The sequence below is a fragment of the Microlunatus phosphovorus NM-1 genome (assembly GCF_000270245.1).
Taxonomy (GTDB): Bacteria; Actinomycetota; Actinomycetes; order Propionibacteriales; family Propionibacteriaceae; genus Microlunatus; species Microlunatus phosphovorus.
The window spans coordinates 5,215,225-5,237,914 of sequence record NC_015635.1; the positions used below are offsets into that span (position 1 = coordinate 5,215,225).

21 protein-coding genes are annotated in these 22,690 nt (G+C 64.9%); 14 read left to right on the plus strand and 7 right to left on the minus strand.

The features are described 5' to 3' along the window. Positions 1–170 precede the first annotated feature (170 nt). Both MLP_RS23640 and MLP_RS23645 read right to left on the minus strand, forming a co-directional pair. The gene (locus tag MLP_RS23640; protein WP_013865750.1) at positions 171–1,535 is read right to left on the minus strand and encodes an MFS transporter; all 1,365 of its coding nucleotides are present in this window, start codon (positions 1,533–1,535) and stop codon (positions 171–173) included. A 323-nt stretch (positions 1,536–1,858) separates the two neighbouring features. Continuing rightward, complete coding sequence (locus MLP_RS23645) at positions 1,859–2,599, minus strand: class I SAM-dependent methyltransferase (RefSeq protein ID WP_013865751.1); 741 nt, start codon at positions 2,597–2,599, stop codon at positions 1,859–1,861. A gap of 525 nt (positions 2,600–3,124) precedes the next feature. Between MLP_RS23645 and MLP_RS23650 the strand changes: the two genes are divergently transcribed. From MLP_RS23650 to MLP_RS23680, 6 genes are all read left to right on the plus strand, one after another. Continuing rightward, on the plus strand, positions 3,125–4,225 hold the full coding sequence (locus tag MLP_RS23650) for an ROK family protein (RefSeq protein ID WP_041790538.1): 1,101 nt from the start codon (positions 3,125–3,127) through the stop codon (positions 4,223–4,225). Between the two features lie 83 nt (positions 4,226–4,308). After that, a complete protein-coding gene (locus MLP_RS23655) occupies positions 4,309–5,067 on the plus strand; it encodes a DUF4129 domain-containing protein (RefSeq protein ID WP_013865753.1) in 759 nt (252 codons plus the stop codon). Further along, positions 5,064–5,585 carry a hypothetical protein gene (locus tag MLP_RS23660; protein WP_013865754.1) on the plus strand — a complete coding sequence of 174 codons (522 nt, stop codon included), beginning with the start codon at positions 5,064–5,066 and terminating at the stop codon, positions 5,583–5,585. The genes MLP_RS23655 and MLP_RS23660 overlap by 4 nt, the downstream gene beginning before the upstream one ends. Then, a complete protein-coding gene (locus tag MLP_RS23665) occupies positions 5,585–6,661 on the plus strand; it encodes an AAA family ATPase (RefSeq protein WP_013865755.1) in 1,077 nt (358 codons plus the stop codon). Before MLP_RS23660 ends, MLP_RS23665 begins: the two co-directional genes overlap by 1 nt. Positions 6,662–7,010: 349 nt before the next feature. Further along, complete coding sequence (locus MLP_RS26835; protein ID WP_013865756.1) at positions 7,011–8,408, plus strand: DUF58 domain-containing protein; 1,398 nt, start codon at positions 7,011–7,013, stop codon at positions 8,406–8,408. Continuing rightward, positions 8,405–9,124, plus strand: coding sequence for a hypothetical protein (locus tag MLP_RS23680; RefSeq protein WP_013865757.1), 720 nt, complete (start codon positions 8,405–8,407; stop codon positions 9,122–9,124). Before MLP_RS26835 ends, MLP_RS23680 begins: the two co-directional genes overlap by 4 nt. 16 nt (positions 9,125–9,140) lie before the next feature. Here MLP_RS23680 and MLP_RS23685 read toward each other — a convergent pair whose 3' ends face one another. From MLP_RS23685 to MLP_RS23695, 3 genes are all read right to left on the minus strand, one after another. Next, a complete protein-coding gene (locus MLP_RS23685) occupies positions 9,141–9,776 on the minus strand; it encodes an AAA family ATPase (RefSeq protein WP_156821280.1) in 636 nt (211 codons plus the stop codon). A 128-nt stretch (positions 9,777–9,904) separates the two neighbouring features. Beyond that, the gene (locus MLP_RS23690; RefSeq protein WP_013865759.1) at positions 9,905–11,341 is read right to left on the minus strand and encodes an MGDG synthase family glycosyltransferase; all 1,437 of its coding nucleotides are present in this window, start codon (positions 11,339–11,341) and stop codon (positions 9,905–9,907) included. A gap of 110 nt (positions 11,342–11,451) precedes the next feature. Beyond that, positions 11,452–12,147, minus strand: a complete 696-nt coding sequence (locus MLP_RS23695) for a LysE family translocator (RefSeq protein WP_013865760.1) — start codon at positions 12,145–12,147, stop codon at positions 11,452–11,454. A gap of 565 nt (positions 12,148–12,712) precedes the next feature. Here MLP_RS23695 and MLP_RS27680 point away from each other — a divergent pair. The 3 genes from MLP_RS27680 to MLP_RS28190 all read left to right on the plus strand — a co-directional run bounded on the left by MLP_RS27680 (position 12,713) and on the right by MLP_RS28190 (position 14,906). Beyond that, positions 12,713–13,540 (plus strand): TIGR04255 family protein, encoded by an 828-nt coding sequence (locus MLP_RS27680; RefSeq protein WP_156821281.1) that lies wholly within the window; start codon positions 12,713–12,715, stop codon positions 13,538–13,540. 19 nt (positions 13,541–13,559) lie between these two features. Further along, positions 13,560–14,162 carry a hypothetical protein gene (locus MLP_RS23700; protein WP_041790541.1) on the plus strand — a complete coding sequence of 201 codons (603 nt, stop codon included), beginning with the start codon at positions 13,560–13,562 and terminating at the stop codon, positions 14,160–14,162. A gap of 351 nt (positions 14,163–14,513) precedes the next feature. Beyond that, positions 14,514–14,906 (plus strand): hypothetical protein, encoded by a 393-nt coding sequence (locus tag MLP_RS28190; RefSeq protein WP_156821282.1) that lies wholly within the window; start codon positions 14,514–14,516, stop codon positions 14,904–14,906. 58 nt (positions 14,907–14,964) lie between these two features. On the opposite strand, the gene MLP_RS23710 is transcribed toward MLP_RS28190, so the two are convergent. Continuing rightward, entirely contained in the window at positions 14,965–16,167 is a 1,203-nt protein-coding gene (locus MLP_RS23710; RefSeq protein ID WP_013863144.1) for an ISAs1 family transposase, read from the minus strand. A gap of 173 nt (positions 16,168–16,340) precedes the next feature. Here MLP_RS23710 and MLP_RS23715 point away from each other — a divergent pair, with 173 nt between their 5' ends. From MLP_RS23715 to MLP_RS23730, 4 genes are all read left to right on the plus strand, one after another. Beyond that, positions 16,341–17,156: a hypothetical protein gene (locus MLP_RS23715; RefSeq protein WP_013865763.1), complete on the plus strand. Its 816-nt coding sequence runs from the start codon at positions 16,341–16,343 to the stop codon at positions 17,154–17,156. A gap of 64 nt (positions 17,157–17,220) precedes the next feature. Continuing rightward, positions 17,221–18,177: a reverse transcriptase family protein gene (locus MLP_RS23720; protein ID WP_172641626.1), complete on the plus strand. Its 957-nt coding sequence runs from the start codon at positions 17,221–17,223 to the stop codon at positions 18,175–18,177. 278 nt (positions 18,178–18,455) lie between these two features. Continuing rightward, on the plus strand, positions 18,456–18,749 hold the full coding sequence (locus tag MLP_RS23725; RefSeq protein ID WP_013861031.1) for a transposase: 294 nt from the start codon (positions 18,456–18,458) through the stop codon (positions 18,747–18,749). A 20-nt stretch (positions 18,750–18,769) separates the two neighbouring features. Then, complete coding sequence (locus MLP_RS23730) at positions 18,770–19,639, plus strand: IS3 family transposase (RefSeq protein ID WP_041790759.1); 870 nt, start codon at positions 18,770–18,772, stop codon at positions 19,637–19,639. A gap of 203 nt (positions 19,640–19,842) precedes the next feature. Here the strand turns inward: MLP_RS23730 and MLP_RS23735 are convergent, their stop codons facing one another. Continuing rightward, a complete protein-coding gene (locus MLP_RS23735) occupies positions 19,843–21,057 on the minus strand; it encodes an IS4 family transposase (RefSeq protein WP_013862764.1) in 1,215 nt (404 codons plus the stop codon). 202 nt (positions 21,058–21,259) lie between these two features. Between MLP_RS23735 and MLP_RS23740 the strand changes: the two genes are divergently transcribed. After that, the gene (locus MLP_RS23740; RefSeq protein WP_013865765.1) at positions 21,260–22,624 is read left to right on the plus strand and encodes a GTP pyrophosphokinase; all 1,365 of its coding nucleotides are present in this window, start codon (positions 21,260–21,262) and stop codon (positions 22,622–22,624) included. Positions 22,625–22,690: the final 66 nt, after the last annotated feature.

Genomic DNA, 22,690 nt, shown 5'->3' on the forward strand with positions numbered 1-22,690 from the left:
CTCTAAAGAAGCGACATTGGGGCCCCCCGAGGGCATACAGGTGATTCACCTGCGGTCGAAAGAATACTACGTCTGCGCTGGGTTGTGGCCGATTCTGCCGATTCTGCCGATCGAATCCGTACGGATTCGTTGCCCTTCGCACCAGCTGCCGCCTGCGGCGGGGCAAATGGCTATTCCGTTGCACCGGCGGCACCGGACGAGACGGGTGCCCGATCATCGGAGTGCAGCAGGTTGCTCCGCGAGGTCTCCGGCAGGTTGCGTACCAGGATGAACACGATGATCGCGACCACCATCATGTAGATACCGGGCGCGACCAGCACCCCGGTCCGAGCGATCAGCCAGGTGGCCAGCAGCGGCGCCGTGCCGCCGAAGACGGTGTAGGCGATGTTGTAACTGATCATCGCGCCGCTGACCCGGTTCCGCGTGGGGAACAGCTCGATCACGGTGATGCCGAACGCGCCCCAGTAGAGCCCGAAGATGATCGCGATGATCAGCTGGCCGATGAGCGCCGACCACATGTGACCCAGACCGGCGAGCCAGAAGGCCGGCAGGTACAGCACGATCGTGGCGCCGATCGCGGAGAACAGGATCGGCTTGCGCCCGAATCGGTCGGAAAGGGCGCCACCGAGCCAGAAGCAGGTGACCGCAACCAGCAAGGCGATGCCGTTGGTGAGCAGGGCTTGGCTCTGCGGCAGCTTCGCACCGGTGGTGAGGTAGCTGACCATGTAGCCGCTGATGGTGTAGAAGGCGAGGCTGGACAGCGCCGCAAGCGCGAGGGTCTGGATGACCGCTTGCCGAACGGAGGTCTTCTCGATGGTGACGTGCTTGGCCTCGGCGGTCGCCTTGGCTGCCTTGGCCGCCTCGTACACGGGAGATTCGTCAACTCTGGAACGGATGTAGAGCCCGACGAGCGCCATCGGGCCACCGATCAGGAACGCGATCCGCCAGCCCCAGGCCTCGTACGTCTCCGGGCCGAGACCGGTGGTCAACAGCAGGACGAAGAGGGACGCCACCACCGAGGGAAGAGTGGAGAAGCTGTAGGTGAACGAGGTGTAGAGACCACGTTTGCCGGCCGGCGCGTGCTCGGCCACGAACGCGTTGGATCCGACGGTCTCGCCGGCGGCCGAGAAGCCCTGCACCATCCGGCAGACCACGAGCAGGACCGGGGCGAGCACCCCGACCGATTGATAGGTGGGCAGCAGCCCGATGCCCATCGTGCCCGCACCCATCGCGACGATCACGATCACCAGCACCGTACGCCGGCCGATCCGGTCGCCGAGCAGACCGAAGACGATGCCGCCGAGCGGACGCATCAAGAAGCCGACCGCGTAGCCGGCGAAGACGAACAGCGTCCCCGCGACCGGGTCCTCCTTGGGGAAGAACAGCTTCGCGAGGATCGCGGCCGAGTAGGCGTAGATGACGAAGTCGTACCACTCGACGAACTGACCGAGGGCCGACGAGGTAATGACCCTTTTCAGCGATCCCTTGGGGTGCTCGGGATCAGCCGGCAGCGGGCCTTGTGGGCTCTTGGCCATTCTCTCAGTATTCCCACATGATTACCATGGAATCAAGCGAGCGTCCGCCACGGTGGTCACGAGTGCCTCCTGTGGCCCGCGGGTGCTAAACGTCCCGCCCGGGGCCCGCGGGTGGTCCTGTATGGCCCGCGGGCGCGAAACGGACCGGCCTTTCGCTCAAGCGACGATCGTCCGTGGCCCCGCGGCGCAAGACGTACACAGAACACGCGCAACCGCAGACCGTCCGTGGCCCGCGGGCGCGAAACGTCCCCCTCTCTCGCCCCCGCGGGCAGACGAGCGATCATCGGGTCCCCTCCGCGTCGTTGGGCTCAGCGCCGATGGGCTCAACGGGGTTTACGCCCCCGGAAGGTGTAGCGGATCCCGCGGGGCCAGCCGGGGGCCGTACGGTGCTCGACGTCGACGAATCCAGCCCTCAGCATCCGTTCGGCGAGGACATCGACCGAGTCGTTGTCGAGGGCAGTCCGCCACAGGTGGCGATAGAGGGCTGAGTCGCGGGTGATCGCCTTCGCGAGCGGGATGGCCGCTGACCAGGACACCGCGTTCCAGGTCACCCGAGCCCGGGTCGACCCGGCCGGGCAGCAGTCCTGTACGACCAGTACGCCACCGGGTTCCAGCGCCTCCCAGATCGAGCGCAGCAGGGCGTCGCGGTCGACGATGTCGCGGAACAGATGGGCGGCGAACACCCCCGACACCGGCGGCACCAACGACGCCAGCGATTCCGCCCGACCCTCCAGGAACGACACCCAGGTGGGCCAGGGCTTGGAGTGTGCCTCAGTCAGCATCCCGGCCGAGGCGTCGATGCCGATCGCCGCATAGGTTTCGCCGCGGTGCCCCATGCTGTTGACCAGGGCATCGGTGGAGGCCCCCGACCCGCAGCCCAGGTCGACCACCGTCAGCCCGACGCCCGCCGGCAGCCACTCCACCAGGGCATCGGCAGCGGACTGCAGGTGCCGGTGATAGCCGGGAGTGAGGTTGACCATCTTGTCGTACGTCGGGGCCGCTCGATCGTACGCCGCCGGCACATCGCCGAGGTCGTGGGAGGCGCCCCGATGGTGACTGGTCATCGTGCGCCTCACCGTACCTGGGAAATCCTCAGTCAGTGCTCATCCGACGCGATCATCATGCCCGATGCTGATCGTGACACCCGGCGAGGAACCGACCGGCCAGCAACCTGTGACCCTCTCGTATGCACTGCCCCAGATCCGCGACTCCTGAGCGCCTGCCAGCCGCCGAACGGGCCCTTCTGAGCTCGGCCCCGCTGGGTTGGGGACAGTTCGGACGACGGACATGTTGTCGATTTCGTGATATACCTCACACAGGAAATACTCGAATGTGACCTCGCATCGCTGTCACTACCGTCTGGGGGCCGAATGATCTCCCGTATTTCGCCGAACTCCCGAGATTCTTTCCAAGATGGCACTAGCATCTCCGGCATGCCATATGCGCCGGCTCCTGAGGGAGCACGACGCAGCGGAGGATCGGGGGATCTGCGCCACGGCAATCTAACCCAAGTCCTTTGCTACGTCCGAGATCATGGACCCTGCAGTCGTCACGACATCGCTCGTGGATGCGGCTTAGGGATCTCCACATTGACCGACCTGATCGGCGACCTCAAGTCGCGCCGACTGGTCAAAGAGCTGGATCCGGTCCGACGACCGGGTGCCGGGCGGCCTACTCGCCCAATCGACATGGATGGTGCTCCGTGGTGCGCCATCGGTATCGATCTGGCTCACGACAACGTAGCCATCGCCGCGACCACCATGGGTGGTGAGGAGCTCTGGCTGGCCAACGATCCAGTCACGCTCCGCGGCACTGAACCAGAAGAAGCGTTCGCCCAGGTACGCGAGGTGCTCGTCAGGCGCCTCGCCGAAGTGCGGGCCGATCGGGAGGTGATCTCGGTCGAGATCGGTCTCCCGGGCGTGGTGGTACGCGACCGCGGTCAGCTCGAGCGGGCTGCCGACCTGCCGTGGACCGAGTTCCCGATCCGGGAACGCATCCGCGAGGTGCTGGCCGAGACCGGGCTGACCGGTATTCACGTCGGCGTCGCCAACGACTGCCAACTCGCGGGTCTGTACGCAGCCCGGACCGAGGTTCGCCTACCGGTGGACTCGGTGGCCGTCTATGTCGGCGGCCTGCGGGAGGTCGGCAGCGGTCTGATCGTCAGCGGGCAGATCTTCGGTGGTGCGCACGGCGTCGCCGGTGACCTCGCCCAGGCCCACGTCAGCGGAGCGGGCGGTGACCGGCCGGATCGGCTGAGCAGCGTTCTCGGTCCCGAGGCACTGCTCGTACGCAGCGGCCTGCTGGGTGCGGACGAGGCGGCCCAGAAGGTGATCGACGATCCGATCGGAGCGCTGGAACTGCTGCGCAACGAGGCCGAAGCCGGCAATGACCAGGTGCTGAGCGCCTTGGCCGAGGCCGGGAGTGCGCTGGGCCAGGTGATCGATGACGTGCTCGGGGTGCTCAACCCGCACGCCGCGATCATCGGTGGGTATGTCGGCGTGCTGTCGCCGTACCTGCAGGAGTCCTTCGACTCACAGCTCAGCGAGCGGCTTGCCGATCCGGCGTTCTCGGCCACTCTGGTCGCCACGCTGGAGACGCTGGAACCTCGAGTGGCCCGTGGGGCAGCCATGCTGGCGCGAGACGCCTGCCTGGCCGATCCGCTGACCCTCACCCGTCCGTTGCGGAGCTGACCGCTGTCCGTACGGACCTGACCGAACACCCACCTGTCTCTCGGTACCTGACACCGGGAGGCCCGACTAACTATCCTGAGCCCATGCTGGCTCGGCGAGCTCAAACGCCAGCGACGTCACGGGCGCCGCTGCTATCGCCGGCCCGGGCCTTCATCGCCCTGGTCCTCATGGTGGCCATCGTCGCCGCCAGCACAGCAGGCGGCTGGCGACTGGAGCCACGGGGGTGGCTGGAGAATCTCTCTCCCAATCTCGAAGCGCCACCGACCACCTATGAGCCGCCCACCCATCCGCCGCCGTTGACCCCACCCAGCCCGCTTCAGCACTGGATCGCGGGAGTCCTGACCGTCCTGGTCGGCCTGGCTGTCCTGGTCGTACTGATCTATCTCGGGCGCTGGCTGTGGCGGCAGCGCCCGCGACGTGCCGTCGCTGTCGAAGGGCCTCCCGACACCACACCTGCCGGGGCGCTCGCCGCGGAACCGGATCTGGCGACCTTGGTGCGCGGCGCGGAGGCCGCCGAGAGCATCCTCGCCGAGACCGGCGGGCAGCCGCGCGACCTGATCCTGCGCTGCTGGCTCGCCCTGGAGGAGGCTGCCGCCGCTTCGGGCGCCGCCCGTCGACCATCCGACAGCCCGACGGAGTTCACCGGTCTCGTGCTGTTGGCCACCCAGGCCGACCCGGCGTCGGTCGACACGCTGCTCCGGCTCTATCACCAGGCACGCTTCTCTCGGCACCCGATCACCGATGACGAGGTACGCAGCGCGCGGACCGCGGTGATCAAACTGGCCCGGATCTGGCGCAGCTTCGACACCGCGATGCGACACACCGTCCAGGACCAGCCATGACCGAGGCTTCGTCCCCGTGGCCCAACCTGCGACCAGACGGGTGGCGGGTGATGCTGAACGGGATCGGCATCCTCGTCACCGGTGGGCTGCTCTGGCTGCTGGGCGTCGACCTGCTGCATGCCTTCGTGCTGGCTGCGGTCCTGGCGTCGCTCATGGGGCTGCGACGCTCGCCCGCAGTGAACCTCGACCAGTCCTGGCCGGACGACGGTGACGCACGCGCCGACACCGGTGTCCGTCGGGAGGTCGCCCGGTTGTCGTGGTCGATGCAGGGCTACGAGTCGCGAGTGCAACGTCAGTCGGTGCGGCGCCTGCATGACATCGCCGCGTACCGACTCGCCGCGCAGGGACTGGACGTCACCGACCCGCGCGACTATCTGGGCTGCCAGCTCGCGCTCGGCGAGCGGGCGTACCGGGTGATCAGCGAGCCGGATGAACGACCTCAGTACGCCGACTTCGTGGCCGCTGTCACCGCGGTGGAGAAGATCGCGGCACCACGACGGACGATCTCGGGGGTCTGATGAACGACGGAGCTCACAGCGGTCGACCGGTTGCCGATCAGGCGGTCGCTGGCCAGGCGGTTGCCGATCAGGCGGTCACGGGGCAGGCGGTCACAGGTCAGGAAGGGGCCGTCCAGGCCCTGACGGTCGGGGAGGTGGCTCGGCTCTCCCGGCAGGTGCTGGAACGGGTCGGCACCGTGGTCGTGGAGATGGATCAGCCGCTGCGGATCGCGTTGGCCGCTTTGCTGGCCGGCGGACATGTCCTGTTCGAGGACGTACCGGGCTTGGGCAAGACCCTCGCCGCCCGCAGTCTGGCCTCGGCGTTGGGACTGGAGTTTCGGCGGCTGCAGTGCACACCGGATCTGCTGCCGGCCGACATCACCGGCTCCTATGTCTACGATCCGGCCGACGCGGTGTTCGCGTTCCGGCCCGGGCCGGTGTTCACCGGGCTGTTGTTGGCCGACGAGATCAACCGGACCGCCCCCAAGACGCAGTCCGCGCTGCTGGAGGCGATGGCCGAGCGGCAGGTCACGGTGGAGGGCACGACCTTCGTACTGCCGCAGCCGTTCCACGTGATGGCCACCTCGAATCCGGTGGAGTACGAGGGGACCTATCCCCTGCCCGAGGCGCAGCTCGACCGGTTCATGGTGCGACTGTCGGTGGGCTACCCGAGCCGCGCAGCCGAGGTCGACGTACTCGCCCGCCGTCTGGCCCGCAGATCGGACGAGGCTCTGGTGGAGCCCGTGGTGGGTCCCGGGACGGTGCTGGCGATGCAGGCCGGCATCGAGCTGGTCGACGTCGATCCCGACATCGTGTCCTATTGCGTGGCGATCGCCGCCAGCACCAGGCGACATCCTGGCGTCGAGGTCGGTGCCTCGCCGCGTGGCTCCCTGGCCCTGTTGCTCGTCTCGCGGGCACTGGCGGTACTTTCGGGTCGCGACTATGTCCTGCCTGAGGACGTCAAAGAGGTCGCCGTCGCCGCGCTGGCGCACCGGATCACCCTCAATCCGCAGACCTGGGCATCAGGGTTGTTGGCCGCCGATGTGGTGCAGCTCCAGCTCGACCAGGTGCCCGGCCCGGCCAGCATCGGTCACTGAGCACCAGCCCGACGCCAGATCTCGACTTCGCACCATTTCCTGCGGTCCCCTCCAAATCCACTGCGAGTCCGCTGCAGCCCAACCCGATCTCGACTTCGCATCAGTCGGCCCCGAGGGATGCCGGCCCAACCCGATCTCGACTTCGCACCATTTAGGTCTACTGCGCACCAGGTCTACCTGGTGCGCGGTGACAGCAGCTGGTGCGAAGTCGGAATCAGGCCACTCGAAATGGTGCGCGGTGACAGCACCTGGTGCGAAGTCGGAATCGGGCGACCCGTACTTGGTGCGGAGTCGAAACAGGCGCGCCGATCGGTTGGCGGGCGTCGTACCTGGTGCGAAGATGACCGAAATGGTGCGAACTGGGGGTTGGCAACTCGCGCCGGCAGCAATCGGGTGGCTCGCGGCCGGTGTGGTGCTGCTTGCACTCGGGTTGGTGACCCGGCGCCCCGACATCGTGGCCATCGGCGTACCGCTGCTGCTTGGCGTCGCCTGGAGCACCTCCAGTCGATCCCAGCGAACTCCTTCGGCCCAGCTCCGGGGAGAGGACCAGCCGACCGGGCTGTCCGACGAGATCAAGGTCGAGGTCGCGCTCGAACCTGCCGAGCTGCCGACGGCCTTGACGCTCCGCGTCCGCGCGCCCGGCCACCGACCCGCAGAGGCGCTGGTCGCTGCTGAGTCGCGGACGCTCACTGCGACCATGCGGACGGTACGCACCGGGCGGCGCGAGCTGTTCGGGCTGGCACACCGTGCGGTCGGTCCCGATGCGCTGCTCAGTACGGCGGCCGTGACCGATGCGCCGGCGACCATGACGATCCTGCCCAGCGCACGATCCTTGACCGAGCTGCCGCTGCCGTACCGGTTGCAGGGGCTGACCGGACCACACGCCTCGCGTCGGGCCGGATCCGGCGGCGACCTGCACGACGTCGCACTGTTCACGCCGGGCGACCGGCTGCGGCGGGTCGACTGGCGGGTCACCGCCCGGCTGAACACGGCCCCGGCGGTACTCGGGAATCCGAAGGGCGCCGGTCCCAGGAACGCTGGCGCTGGGACCGCTCCCAGTGCCGGCGGATCGGCGGAGGCGGGAGCACCCCGGCCGACTCGGACGATCAGCCGGCTCTATGTACGGCGCACCTTCGCCACCGCGGACGCCACCGTGATGCTGGTGATCGACTCGCGGGATCAGGTCGGACCGCGGGTGGCGACCTGGGGTGACGCGACCCAGTTGCGGGAGGACGAGTCCACCTCCCTGGACGTCGCCCGACATGCGGCGGTGTCCCTAGCTCGGCAATATCTGGCCGTCGGCGACCGCGTCGGGTTGGAGGATCTCGGCAAGCTACGCCGGCCCGCTCCCCCGGCCGGTGGCCGACGCCAGCTGCAGCTCCTCACCCAGCAGCTCGCCCTGGCCGAACCGGAGGGTGAGCCGACTCATCGGCAGCGCATCCCCCGACTGCCCTCGGGCGCGCTGATCGTGCTCTTCTCCACCTTCCTCGATGACGATGCCACCGCGATGGCCCACGCCTGGCGCCGGGCGGGGCACCGCGTGCTGGCGGTCGACACCATGCCGCGGTTGCTCATCTCCGGAATCCCGGAGCGACTGTGGATCGCCTACCGGATCGTCGCGATGGAACGGGTGGACCGGATCACCCGGCTCGCAGCCGTCGGGGTCGAGACCTTGGCCTGGATGGACCCCGAGCGCGATCCGGGGCTCGAACTGGGTCTGCTGGCCAGGCTGCGGGGTCGGCGATGACCGACAAGCTGCCGCCCGATGGTCTTCGGGAGTCCGGCTCGGCGGGCGGTGGGGTCGCGCGGCGCCGCCGCCCGAAGGACCGCATGGCCAAGGGTGGCGTCCGCGATCCTGCCCTGCGTACCGGACTGCCCCGGCTGTGGGCACAGCTCACCAGCTGGTTGCTGGCTTACCTCCCAGGGCGACATCGCCCCCGGCTCCCCAGGGTGCACATCCACACCGCCCCGGCGATTCCGAGTGTCGTGCTGCGCGCGATTGTCGCGCTGATCGGCTTCGGTTGCGGGCTGATGGTAGTGCCCGGGCCCCCCGGTTGGGCGATCGTGATCGGGCTGCTGGTGGCACTGTTCTGGGTCCCGGGTTCGCTGGTCGGCGGCGCCTTGGTGATCGTCCTGGGATTGCTCCTGGCCTTCGATGTCGAACCCGGTGCCCCCTGGCGTACGCCGTTGCTGGTGGCCGCGCTGCCGCTGATGCTGCAGCTGGCCGCGATCGCCGGACAGACGTCGATCACGGCCCGGATCGAGCTTCGGGCGCTGGCGCTACCGCTCCGCCGCTATCTGGCGATTCAGGTGTTCGCCCAATTGCTCGCCCTGACCGGCGCGATGGTGGCCGGCCTCGGGTGGGTGCTCCCGCAGCTGATGGCCCTGGCCTCCGTCGCGCTGCTCAGCATCGTCATCTTCTGGATCCCGAGTCTGGGTCCCGCCCGCAGCCGCGACTACTGAGAACGCCCGGAGGAGGTCAGCACAGCTGCCGCAGCGTCCGGGCGGCAGTTGCGCGATCTACCAGCAGCACCGCATCGGACGGCTCGGAGCGAGCCAGAGTCGAGCCGACCTGCGTCGCCTGATCGGCCCGAGGTGGACCACTCTGCTCGGCGTTCGCGACGAGCTGTGGACGCAAGGCCTGCCAGCTGTGCCAGTGCTCGTCAAAGGACTCGACCACGCGACCGCGGCGACGCTGACCATCCTGGGCCGCCGACCGATCGACATCGACATACAGCAAGACGGTGCGCCAGCCGGCCAGATGGGCGAGGGCCAGGAACAGGCCGCGGCGACGCACCCGCGTACCGGGGTCGTGCACGACCAATCGCCGCCCCGCGGCCGGACCCTGCAGCAGCTGGATCAGCACCCGGACGGTGTGCAGGAAGTGAACCAGCCAGCGATAGCTGTGGTACGGAGTGCCGGCCGGCAGCTGTCGCCGCAGCCACCAGGAAATGTCTTCGGGGTCGACGGCACGGACATGATCGAGGTCATCGGTGGCCTGGGCGATGGCGGTGGACTTGCCGGCACCGGGCACACCACCGACGAGCACGAGGTCGTACGCCGCATCGGGGCGCGGGCTTTCCCTGGTCGGTCGGGAGCTGGAGACGGTCGGCATCAGCACGCCTTCCAGAGAACCCGGTGTTCCTGTGCCGAGCCTGTGAACCAGGGGATCGCCAGGGATGAATCGAGGGACTCCCCCACCGAAGGGCTGCACCGACCGGTCGATCCGGTCTGGCCCATGGCCTACCGCAGGTCGAAGGTCGCCTCGGTCGACTGGCCCATGGCACGCCGTAGCTCGTGCAGCAGGTCGGGGTCGGAGCGACGCCAGCGACGCTGATTCAGCAGGTCCTCGACGCTGATCGTCACCGTGCCATCGCCGAATCTCGCGGCCTGCTGGGCGACCAACGAGTCGAGCTGGCCCTCGGTGAGCACCGCTGCAGAACGCCCGCTGTCGCGGTGATAGAGGGTACGCAGTCGCTGCTCGGCGGGCAGATCGACCACCGAGATGCCGGCTTCGCTCGCGGCGACCATCGACTCGCGCGCTTCCTGGGTGATCCACAGCGGCGGGGCGTTGTCATCGGCGACGGCGGCAGCGACCGTCTCGGCCGCGTCGGCATGACCGATCCGGCGAGCGTTGGCTGCCATCCGCTCCAACCGCCCGGGCTCGGCCAGGACCTCGTCGATCTTGTAGCCGATGGTGTTCTCATAGTTGCACTTGACCGCGGCGCCGGACTCCAGCAGATAGTCGCTGTTGCGGTCCTCCTGCCCCGGAATCGGCTTGATCAGCACCATCGGCAACCCGGCGGCCATGCACTCCGACGACGACAGACCCCCTGGCTTGCCGACGAAGAGGGAGGCGATCCGCATCAGGTCGGGCATGTCGGTGGAGTAACCGAGCACGCGATAGTCGTCCTCTCGCCCGGCAACCAGGGTCTCGACCTCGGACTTGAGCTCCGCGTTGTGCCCGCAGATCACCACGGCCTGGAACTTGCTCGTCATCCGCAACGTCTGCTTCACCACGGCGGTGGTGTAGCTGCCGCCTGCCGCTCCGGCCGACAGCAGCAGCAACGGCTTGCTCGCATCCAGGTCGTACCGTTCTCGGACGGCGTCGGTGTCCACCGGCTCGCCGAACAGCGGGCGCACCGGGATTCCCGACGCGGTGAGCCGGTCTGCCGGCACGCCGATGGCCTCCATATAGGCCTTGGTCTCCGCACGCGCCACGAAGATCCGGCTGAACGGAGGGTTGAGCCACAGACCCTGGAAGTCGTAGTCGGTGGTCGCCACGAAGATCGGCGCGTCGATGACCGCCCGCGCCTGCAGCAGGGCCGCCAGCCGGGCAGGCAGGAAGTGAGTGCAGACCACCACATCCGGGTTGAAGCCCTTGATCCGCTTCACGGTCCCCATCGTGTTGAGCCGGTCGAACATCTCCACCGGCTTCTTGAGCTTGAACGGCGGATCGTTGGAGTCATAGCCCCAGCCGACCAGCCACGGCACCGCATCGACCAGCTTGAAGTAGGTCTTGCCGTAGAGATATTGGTAGGCATCGTTGGACAGCTCGAGGACATCGACGATGTCGGCGTACACCCCCGGCGTGGCGTTCAGGAACTTCTCGATGACACCACCGGCCATGTTGTGGCCCGAACCGACACCCGCGGACAGGATCAAGACGCGCTTGCTCACGGGATATGTCTAGCGTACGGATCCGTTGTGCTGGTCGATGCGCGCCATCGATAGCCCAGAGTTCAACGTAAGAAGACGCTCGGGTTCGATCTTGGAGATGGCTCGTCGCGTCAACCGACAACGATGGTGGCTGCCAGCAGGAGGAAGCACCAGCCCGCCAACGGTGGTCCCCAATGCCTGGCACGGGCCAAAGCCGTGCGCTGGATCCGGCCGGCGAGGGCTGCGTAGCCGCCGTCGAACAACAGCCCGAGGCCCACTACGCAGGTGATCATCGTGGTGGCGAGCGGCGCCGACATAACGCCTCCGGGGATGAACTGCGGAACCAGTGCGAGGAAGAACACCAGAGACTTGGGGTTGAGCAGATCGACCAGCAGGCCGGCTCGGAAGATCCCCCACAAGGTGCGGCCGGGATCTGGAGCCGACACCGGCGCCGCCATCGTCCGAGCTGGATGGTGCACCCCGGGGCTCAGGACCCCGGAATCCAGGGGCAGCCTGATCCCCAGCTGCCGCAGCCCGAGGAACGCCAGATAACCCGCCCCACCGAGTCGCAGCACGGTCAGCAGAGCCGGCGACGCGGCGATGACGGCCGAGACCCCCAGGCAGGCCGCGAGCACATGGGCCAGCAGCCCGGTCTCCAGCCCGAGCACCGCAACGATGCCGGCCACTCGGCCGTGCTGAACCCGCTGGGTGATGGCGAACAGCACCGACGGCCCTGGCACAGCCATCACCACCACGGTGATGCCCAGGAATCGGAGCAGGTCGAGGTCCACACAGATCAGTGACCCGACGGTTGCAGCCAGATACATCCGCCGCGCAGAACCAAGACTGGAGCCGCCTTGGGGATTTGAACCCCAGACCTACGCATTACGAGTCGATCGGGAGTCGTCCCCCCGGGTCACGCTTGAGCGTGAATCTGTCCACTGCCGGGCGATCTAGACCGCCAAAGTGAACGCTGCTGGCTGCCGCTTTGGCTGCCACAGCGCCACAAACCGCGGACCTCCGCACGCGGCGAGAGGTCCGACTGGAACCGGTTCCCGACGTGACGTGGCTTGATGTCTGTGGCCCCAGCCCGGACCTGAATGGGCGAACATTCGTCACGCTGACGTGTCTCCCGACGCGCTGCGCATCCGCGAGACGCTCCGAACATGTTGGTGGAGGCTTTGCTGAGCGTGAACCCGCGCACCCAGACGTGACGCTCGGTCCCGTTTGTGCCGGGCCGACCGCGTGACCTGCGGGCGCCTACCGCACCCGCACCTGGCAGGACTGTCAGAGGTGTGTGCGAGCGTACGAGTGCAGGTATCCATACCAGTACGTCCGCAGGTACGTGTTTGAGTGCTAGTTTGAGTGTTGCTACTTACGAAGGGGGTCCGTATGGACACACCAGTGCCGCATCCGCTGGTGTACGCCGTGATCGAGATAAGGGTGCCGTTCGCGCCGCGACTCAGCAAGGGTGAGACTGCCGAGCTGCTGCAGGAAGCGTTAGCGGAACTCCCGGTCTTGCGCGCAGAGAAACGGCAGCGCCTCGTTCCAAAGGACGGAAACATCCAAGTGGAGATCGAGGACGGCTGGCGGTTCCTAGACCTCGCCAATTCGCGCAGCCTTGTTGTCACGAACACATCAATCGTTTATGAGACCACTAGATACCCAGGGTTCGAAACCTTTCTGGGCGAGTTCATTGCGTGTCTTCACCTGATATCGGAACATGCACGACCAGCTGGGTACGAGCGGCTGGGCCTTCGCTACATAAATGAGGTCTGGCCAACCCGGCCAGTCCAGTCATTTGACGACTGGAAACAGTGGATCGCACCTGAACTGGTTACGACTCTCGTGCGCAGCGAGGGTGAAGTTCACCGAAATGTTGATGGAGATAGACCACAACTCCGAGACCTGGAAGTACACCTCCAGTTCTCGCTCGCTGACAACTGTGCACTAACCACCAGGGTTGCTACACAAACGGGCTTGGGCGTCGTCGGAAATGACCCACTGAAGCGTTGGGTCACGCCCGCGGCGGCAGGCAACTTCTGCGTCATCGATTTTGACGGTTTCTGGCCACGGATTCCTGACTCAATTCAACCCTTCGATATTGAGAAGATTTCCAGGCAATTGAAGGCTGTCCACAATCCTGTCAAAGGTGGATTTGGATGGGCTACAACTCATGAATTCAGACAATCCGCCAAACTGAAAGATAACTATGTCTAGGGTTGAAACGCAGCCAGCTATGCCGGTTCTTCAGACCTCGCACGATTCCACCGGCGCTGGATCGCAGCAAATTCGCGAGCTTCGTTCGATGACCGCGGGCCTTCGGGACGTCGTCAACGTTCTGAACGTTGACTCGCAGGAGTTGCACCAGTCATTCCAACGCTACGACCTCGATGATAGGGCCGCCATAAAAGCCAAGAGAGGCGTCGTCGCTCTCCTAGACGAATTGTACGAACGAGGACTGGGATGGAACGACATCGCCACCTCGATTGGCGTCAGCCTGTCCGCGGTTCGGAAGTGGAGAAAGAATGGAGAGTGCACGGCGGCCAACCGTCTTGGACTTGCGCGTGTTGCTGCGTTGCTCGATCTAGCAGAAGAAGCGTTCGTCGTCGATGCGGCCGGCTGGCTTCTGACACCGCTGGTTGGGGACCATACTGTTCGGTACATCGACCTTGTTGCCGCGGAGCGCTTCGATCTCGTGCTAGATTCCGCGTTCCAGCGAAAGACTGCAACTCAAGCGATGGACGCTTTCGACGCAGACTGGCGCATCAACCGTAGGCGACAGTTTGATGTAACGCTTGATTCAGACGGAGTCCGCAGCCTGAGGCGCCGAAAGCAATAGAAGTGCTCACGACCTACTAGACGGGTGAACGCGATGGCAGACGAGATCCTCGCTGATCCTACTGATATGGACGCCATACTCCTCGGAACTGACAGTGTTCCGATAAGCCGACCGATTATGTTTGGTGACATTTTTCAGGACGTGTCCTGTTCGAGAGGAGGCGACGCGGAGGGTCTCGTGATGATAATGAGCCACCCGTGTTCCATGCGGCGTGGAGCCAAACTGAAGGAGCGTATTCTGACTGCGAGGGTAAGTCCCTTCGATCAGAACCTCTCCTCGCGACGGTGGCGTACAGGCTACTATGATCTGTTTCCCGTACGTGGACCCGGGGGCCCCTCAGAGCAATACGTCGTGGAGTTGAGTGAGTTGCACTCGGCGGATAGCGGGTGCCTGCAGCTAGAGAAGCGAAATACTTCGTTGAGCGACCACGGTGTCGCAGTTCTGCTGCAGCGCTGGATCTATCAGACGTCGCGGGATCCTGTTCCACATGAAGATTTGCTCGAACTTATCGCACCGGTGATGGCTGAGATTGAAATGCAAGAATCGTGGTGCGATGCCGCGCTAGAGGCCGCCGAGGACCGCTCCGATGACAATGGTGTCGTGGTGAACGCCTCAGACTCTTTTCAGTCCTACATCGGACGACCTGGAGAGGGTGGGGTCCGGGATCAGATTCAGGACGCCTCAAGAAGAGCTAGTGCCCGAAGGCAGATTCGCGTGGAGATCAGTCGCCGGTTCGGCGCCTAGACAGCACGAACTGCCGCATCAGTTTCAACTAGCAGTGCGGAGTCTGCGCTGACCAGGGTCAATTCAAAGTTGATTCTGTTGTGACTGGTGTGACCTGGGCGTGATCGATCAGGTCGAGCAGTTGGCCGGTTTGGCGACCGAGGCTGCGGGTCGCGGCGGCGATGTTGGTGTGTTTCCCGCGGAGTCGGAGGAGTCCGATCGCAGTGTTGCGCAGGGTTGCCATCAGCTGGGGCAGGGTGCCGGTGCGCACGGTGGAGTGGTCCTCGTCGAAGGTGAGATCACGCACCCAATGCACCTTGTTCTCGATGCTCCAATGACCACGGACCAAGGTCGCGAGGTCGGCCGGGGCGATGTCTGACCAGCCGAGACTGGTGACCACATAGACGATCTCCTGCGTGGTCTCGCCGGTGGCGGTCTCGGTCCGGTTCCGCACGATCCGGCCGACGAGCCGGGCGTGCGGGAACCCGATCCCGGCCCGGACACCGGTCAGCTGCAGGGTACGGGACTCCCGTCGCCCATGCCCTTTCTCCACCACACGATGAGCGACCGGCACCTTGCTCCACGGGAGCCCGGCGAGCTGGTCGTACAAGGTGGGCTGGTTCCGTTTCACCACGAAGACGTACCGGCCGCCGTGCCGGTGCAGATAGTGGGCATGGCCACGTTGCGTGTGGAGAGCATCGGCGGTGACGATGACGCCGTTGAGGTTGATCCGGTCCAACACCGCCGCGAACGCGGCGATCTCATGATCTTTCCCGCCGGCGTTGACCTGCCCCAACGGCACCCCGGTGGCATGGTCGACGATCGAGAACAGATGCACCCTCGACCCATCCACACCGCGGGCGCCGCGGCAGGTCTTGCCATCCACCGCGACCGCCCGCCACCGCGACGAGACCGGTGTCAGCGTGGCCAGCCAGGCGTGCAGGACCGCGTCCACCACCTCCGGGTCGACCCGCAACAGCACCCGGCGGATCGTCGACAGGCTCGGCGGCCGCCGGGTGATCCCCAACCGTGGCCAATGCCAGGTGGGCAGATCCGCTGCCCATCCGGCGATCGAAGCCAGACTCCGTGATCCGCCGACCACCGCGGCCAACGCGACCACCAGCACGGTGGCCAGCTCATACCGGCGGCCCCGCCGGCCCCGCGGATCGGTGATGATCGACAACACCTCCCACACCTCGACCGGAACACCGTGACCGGGTTCGACCTGATGGGCGCGCAGCGCATCAGCGGCCGGGATGAGAGAAGATACGGGTGCGGGCACGGCAGGACTCCGATCGATCGGCAGTGGACGTCAAGCACCCACCACGATCCCGGTATCCACCGTGCCCGCCCGGCTTATACCTCACCCATGGCGTGTCAACCCGACACCACGCCGCAACCACGACTTTGAACAAGCCCTGCTGCGCTGACGCCAACGGGGCTACGATCAAGTACATGCCGCAACAGTGGGTCACCGTTGGAGACCGTGTCCAACGCACCGAATCTCGGATCGACGATCCTGAAGGCACGATCCATATTGCGTTGGACGAGTCGTTCTCCCCGGTGGTCTGTGTCGGAGCCGCCGTTGCAGACAGTGACTTCTCTGCGATCAATTCCGAAATCGAGAACCTATACGCAGATCTCACAAGTTACAGTTGGATGGCCGATCAGGAGAGCTTCAAGAAGTTCGTCAAGGACGGCTTCCATATGTCAAATGACGATCAAGCGATTGCTGATCGCTTTATTGCGTTCCAAGCGCACGCTATCGGATTCAGCAGCTTCATCTTCTTCACCGAATCACAGGCGCGGACAAAGAATCGCCTAACACTGCTGCTATACAGAGAGCTGCTGCGGACTCTATTTCAAAGATATCGTTCACGACCGCTCATTCGATTGTACTTCGAGCAGAATTCCGAAATGGAACGATACTTCGGAAAGGTTGCGGCCAACTCATTGAGAAACGTGAGCCGCCCGCGACCGACAGTGCAACTTAAGATTTGCGAAAAGCAGGATCCGCCGCTGTTGGCGATCTCTGATTACACAATGTTGACTTTTTCGCGGTGGTGGGCTGGCTTTAGGAACTGCCCGCCAAAATCAGTCTCAACGAAGGACTTCACCTGGCGCAACTTAAACGCCATAAGGCGATCTATCTCCGTGATCCGCTCGCTGGAGCATGGAACGATTGCACGCCGAGACCTTCCATTCTCGGAAGTGATACAGTCTGAACTGGGTGGGGGCGACGCCCTAGGTGTGCGAGGTCGCACGCGTTGATCGTTCCAACTGGCGCTTCGGCTCGCCCCCACCTCCTTATGAGCCTCGCATGACTCTTTCGCGAGTGCGAGAGCTCGAATTGAAGATGGGATACGCTCCCGGGAGTCTCGATCGGCTGGCGCGAATTTTCGATGCCGGGGCCGGCCACTCCGTAATACGAATCTCGTCCGGAAAATCCAAGACCAGACACGTCGTGCGGCCAACTGTTGCACTTGACGGGATGCTGAAGTCGTTGAGAAGAGTCCTTGAGGCCGAGTTGGGTTTCGAACCTATGGACTGCGTGCACGGATGCGTGCGCGGGCGCAGCATACTGACTAATGCGAGCATGCATTTGGCGCGCCCCGTTGTGTTGCGGGTGGACCTAAAGGATTTTTTCGACTCTATATCTACCAGCGATATCAGCGATGCGTTTAAAGTTCTCGATGTCGACGATGAGACCGCTGAGCTGCTCGCGCGCTGTACAACAATTCACGGCCGAATGCGCGCCGGCTTGAGCACCAGCCCGCTCCTCGCCAATCTCGTATTCAATTCTACGGACCGCGACTTGCAGGAAATCGCGGCTCGGCTCGATCTGACTTACACGAGATATGTCGACGACTTGGTCTTTTCAGGAGAGACCATCACTGATGACACGCTGGCAACTATAGCCGAACAGATAGTGGCGCGGGGCTGGACGATAAACGCTCGGAAGACGAGGTTCATGCGATCCGGGGGGGCGCAGTACGTCACTGGCTTGTCGGTCGACGTGGAGAGCGGCCCACACCTGCCCAGACGAATGAAGCGGTTCCTGCGCCTGGAAGTGCACTATGCGACGCTTCACGGATTCGGCAGTGGTTCAACAGGTAAGCGCCGGCTGATTGGCCTAATCAACTACGCCAAGTGCGTCGAGCCGTGGTTGGGCGCAGAGCTCCATGACTCTATAAGAGAAGCGGGACTACTTGTAGGCCGAAGCGAGAGCGAAGACGCGTTCGAGGACGCAGAAGACTTCTGGGATGAGTTGGGCCTGCGGGACGAGTACTAGGCCTGGCGAGGACCGGCCCGCAGCGAGCGCAGCGAGCGAGGACACGGACCGCAGCCCGGCGAGCGCAGCGAGCCGCTTGATCCAGTAGAGCCAGATCCAGCAGTACGTCCTGTCCGCCCGAATGGCTCTGATCTTCTGTCGAAGTGAGAGTGGGGGCGGTCCAATGTCGCTTCTTTTAGGGTTGGGGTGGTTTGAGGGGGTGGAGGACGATTGGACTTCCCCCCGTTTGACGGACACCTGACCTGAGGTGGCCACTGGTCACCAGGGAGGATGTCGTTGTGCCTGCTCCTCACCCGCCTGAGTTCCGCCGTCGTGCGGTCGAGCTTGCTCGTGAGCGGTCCAAGCCAGTTGCTGAGTTGGCGAAAGATCTGGGAATTTCCGAATCGTGTCTGCGTCGCTGGATGGAGCAGTCCGAGACCGACGCTGCCGGTGGTAGCGAGACGGCGTTGACCAGTCGGGAGAAGAAGGAGCTGGTCGAGCTGCGCCGGGATAAACGGCGCCTGGAGATGGAAGTCGAGATCTTGAAAAGGGCGGCCGCCTATTTTGCCCAGGAGAATGTTCTCCCAAAATAGTGTACGGGCTGGTCCATGAAATGGCCGATGACGGGATTGATGTCGCGGTGGCTTGCCGGGTGCTGAATGTGTCGCGGTCGGGATACTACGACTGGCGCGGCCGGCCTGCATCGGCACGGGAACAGGAGAACACGCTGCTGTTGAAGCTGATCGAGGAGATCCATGCCGATGAGGACATGAAGACGTACGGGGCGCCGCGGGTGCACGCCGAGCTGGTCTTGGGGCACGACCTGCAGGTGAACCAGAAGCGGGTCGCCCGGCTGATGCGCCAGGCCGGCATCCAGGGCCTGTACCGGCGGCGTCGGTCGTGGACCACGATCCGGGACCCGCACGCCATCCCCGCCAAGGACCTCGTCAACCGCCGGTTCACGGTGGACGGTCCGAACCGGTTGTGGCTGACCGACATCACCGAGCACCCGACGGTGGAGGGCAAGGTGTACTGCGCCGCGGTCATGGACGCCTGGTCCCGCCGGGTCCTGGGCTGGTCCATCGACGACAACATGCGGAAGGAGCTCGTGGTCGACGCGCTCGGGATGGCGGTGCTGCGGCGCAACCCGATGGACGTCGACAATAACACGATCATGCATTCCGATCACGGGTCGCAATTCACATCGTGGGCATTCAGTCAGAAAGTCTATGATGCCGGGCTGGTGCCGTCGATGGGCAGTGTGGGCGACTGCTACGACAATGCGATGATGGAGTCCTTCTGGGAGAGAATGCAACTCGAGCTGCTCGATTCGCAGGTATGGTTCACCCGGGACGAGCTTGCCAACGCGATGTTTCGATGGATAGAATCATGGTATAATCGGAGACGTCGGCATTCGAGTATTGGAATGCTGTCGCCGATAGAGTTTGAAACCCGTTCCACAGGGTCAGACCGTCCGGGCTGACCCTCAACCCCGAGTGTCCGTGGAACAGGGGGAACCTCAGATGGTGTGGGTGACGGTGCGGACTGGTGCGGCGTTGCTCTTGCGGCGTTCGTAGCGGTGGGAGCCGCCGCGTTTACGGGCGCGGGGTGCGGTGCGGCCGTCGCGGGTGGGGATCAGGTTGGCGGGTTTGGTCAGTTGCGTGGCGAGGTGGGCCAGGGCGCGGGTCAGGTCGGCTGGGGGGAGAGAGCCGCCCGGGTCGTGGAGTCCTGGGCGGCTTGGAAGGCGCGTTTGAAGCTGATCCGGCCGGGGTCGAGCCCGGCGGGTGTGGCGTAGCCGATCAGGTCGCGGATCGCCTGGTAGACGCACAGCATGGCCCAGAATTCTTGCTCGACCATGATGGGGGTCTTGGAGCGGAGCAGCACTTCGGGGCCGCCGCGGATGGTGGTCTTCAGGTCGGCGATACCGGTCTCGGCCTGCCAGCGGGCGTGGTAGAGCTGGGCCAGCTCGATCGCCGGGTACGCCTGCGCGTCGAGCAGGGTGGTGGCCAGCGCGAACAGTTCGGAGGTCTCGACCCCGTGGGTGTCGGTGGTGGTCACCGAGTACTCGACCACCCGGACCGGGATCGGGTCGCCGTCCTTCTTGGAGGGCGGGTTCAGCTGGGACAGGTAGGTGCCGTCGTCCAGCACCTGCCGCACTGGCAGAGTGAACGATGCCGACATCCGCCAGCACAGCTGCGCGCCGGTCCCGGCGGCCGCCTGCCACAGCTTCCAGGAGGCGAAGTTCCGGTCGGCCAGCACCAGCATCCCGCTGTCGAGCGCGGGCAGCAGATCGACGGCCAGGGTCTGCTCGCCGGTGCTGGACGGCCCATGGGCGGCGGCCAGCAGCACCCGGGTTCCGGACTCGGCCAGCACCAGCGCCCGCAGCTGCGGATACGGATTCTGCGACCTGCTGCCGTTGCCACCACGGCCGAAGAACCCCTCGTTCGCCGCCGTGTCCGGCACATCCAGGGTGAACCCGTCGACCGTCACCACCCGCAGCCCGGCATGAAAGACCCCGGGCGTCACAGGCGTCCCCGCCGGCACCGTCGTCCGCGCAAACAACAGCTTGAACGGCTCCGCGCCCAGCTTCGCCTTCGCCTTCGTGATCGATCCCGTTCCCGGAGCCTGCCAGTCTCCCCAGCCGCCACCCGTCAACGCCTGCGCATCGGCCAGCCTCGACAGCACCAACCCGTACCCCGACCGCATGAACAGCCAGCACGCCAGCGTGAATACCATCATCAACCGAGCCGGCAGCCGCCGATACCGGACCTCCCGCACCCCTGCCGCCTCGATCACCTCATCCAGCACCGCCGCCGGGAACGACCGTGCCAGCACCCCGATCGAGACCCGATCAGGCAACCGCTCCTCCGCCGACCTCACCTCACGCGTCACACCAGCCACAAACAGAGACTACACCCATGTAACTCTAAAGAAGCGACATTGGGGGGCGGTCCGTCCGGTACTGGCTTGGGCACCGGCGACACAAGTTGGGGGGTTACGGGTGAGTTGAGGCGTTACGGGTAGGTGGGCATGCAGGCCGCAGATCACGGCGAGCGCCCTCGCTGGCTGCAAACCACGAGTCGGGTCATACACTCCTTCGAGCATGTCTGTCGATCCGGAAAAAGGGGGTGTCGTGGGAGTCATCGACGACTTTGTGAGCCAGTACGAGCGTCAGTTCGACTACTGGGAGGCGCTGGCGCATACCGCCCAAGGTCTCCTCGAAGCGGATCTCGCCAGTTCAGGGGTTCGCGCCATTGTGACGAGTCGAGCGAAGTCGGTGGATCGATTGATTGAGAAGTTGCGGCAGCGCAGTCAAAATCAGCCCTACGGCTCCGTCGCTGAAATTGGCGAGGACATTGCGGACCTAGCTGGAGCACGCGTAGCACTCTACTTTCCCGGTCAGATGGAGGAGGTCGAACGGGTTATCCGCGACACGCTTGATGTGAGGAAGGCTAAGCGGTTTCCCTCCATAGAGCCCGTACCGAAGACCGCTGCCGAGACCGATGCGACGAGTCAAGGTCCGTCATCGCCTGGGGACACCGATAAGCACCGGCAACGATTTCCGGGCTACGGCGCGCGGCACTTCCGAGTCTTCATCCCTGCGTCTCGACTGAGCGTCGGGCAAGAGCGCTACGGGTCAGCAATCGTCGAGGTTCAAGTGGCGTCGGTCCTGATGCATGCGTGGTCGGAGGTCGAGCACGACTTGGTCTACAAGCCGCTAGAAGGTGGCCTATCGCCGTCGGAACATGCCCTCCTTGATCAGCTGAACGGGCTGGTGGTCGCGGGCGAGATTGCCCTTGAACAACTGCAAAAGGCTGGGGACGCGCGCGTCGCTGCCGCCGCGACGCCGTTCCGAGACCACTACGAGCTCGCGGAGTTCCTCCGAACCCGCCTTTCCGCGCTAGGCGCCTCACTCACCGACGCGACCTTGGGTCGGGTTGACGTCCTGTTCGAGTACCTTGTCGAGCAGGGAGTCGCCACTGCTTCGTCGGTAGAGCCCTACCTCGATCTACTCGAGCGGGACTTCGAACGTCGGCCAGTAGCTGATCAATTAGCAGACCTCATGCTCGCCGGAGACAAGTCTCGGTACGACGCCTACCTAAGAGCAATGTCGACGTCGCGTCACGCCTCGAAACGCCGTCGCACTACCGTTGATAGCTTGCTGGCAGACTCACCGGAGACGTTGGCAGTCGGAGAATTCATCGCTGCATGGGTGCTGTTTGAGACCCTACTGAGGGACGTTGTGGGAGATGAGGGGGAGCGGCTTGCTCCCCTACCGACTCTGGCTAAGCGACTGGCAGCGAGGAAACTAATTTCTCCGCAGCAGTTCCGTGAACTCGAATTTATGCGCCAATTGCGCAACCGAGTTGTTCACGGGGGGTCGAAAGACCTTCCTCCTGAGCGACTGCGAGAAGCGGCTGCTTGGTTGCGCATTCTGACAGCAGACATCGATAGCAAGGCCGCCTAAGCATCCCTTTGGGAGCGCCTCGGATAAACCGGCGAGGGGGGCCGCGCAGGCAGACGCGGCGCCTCT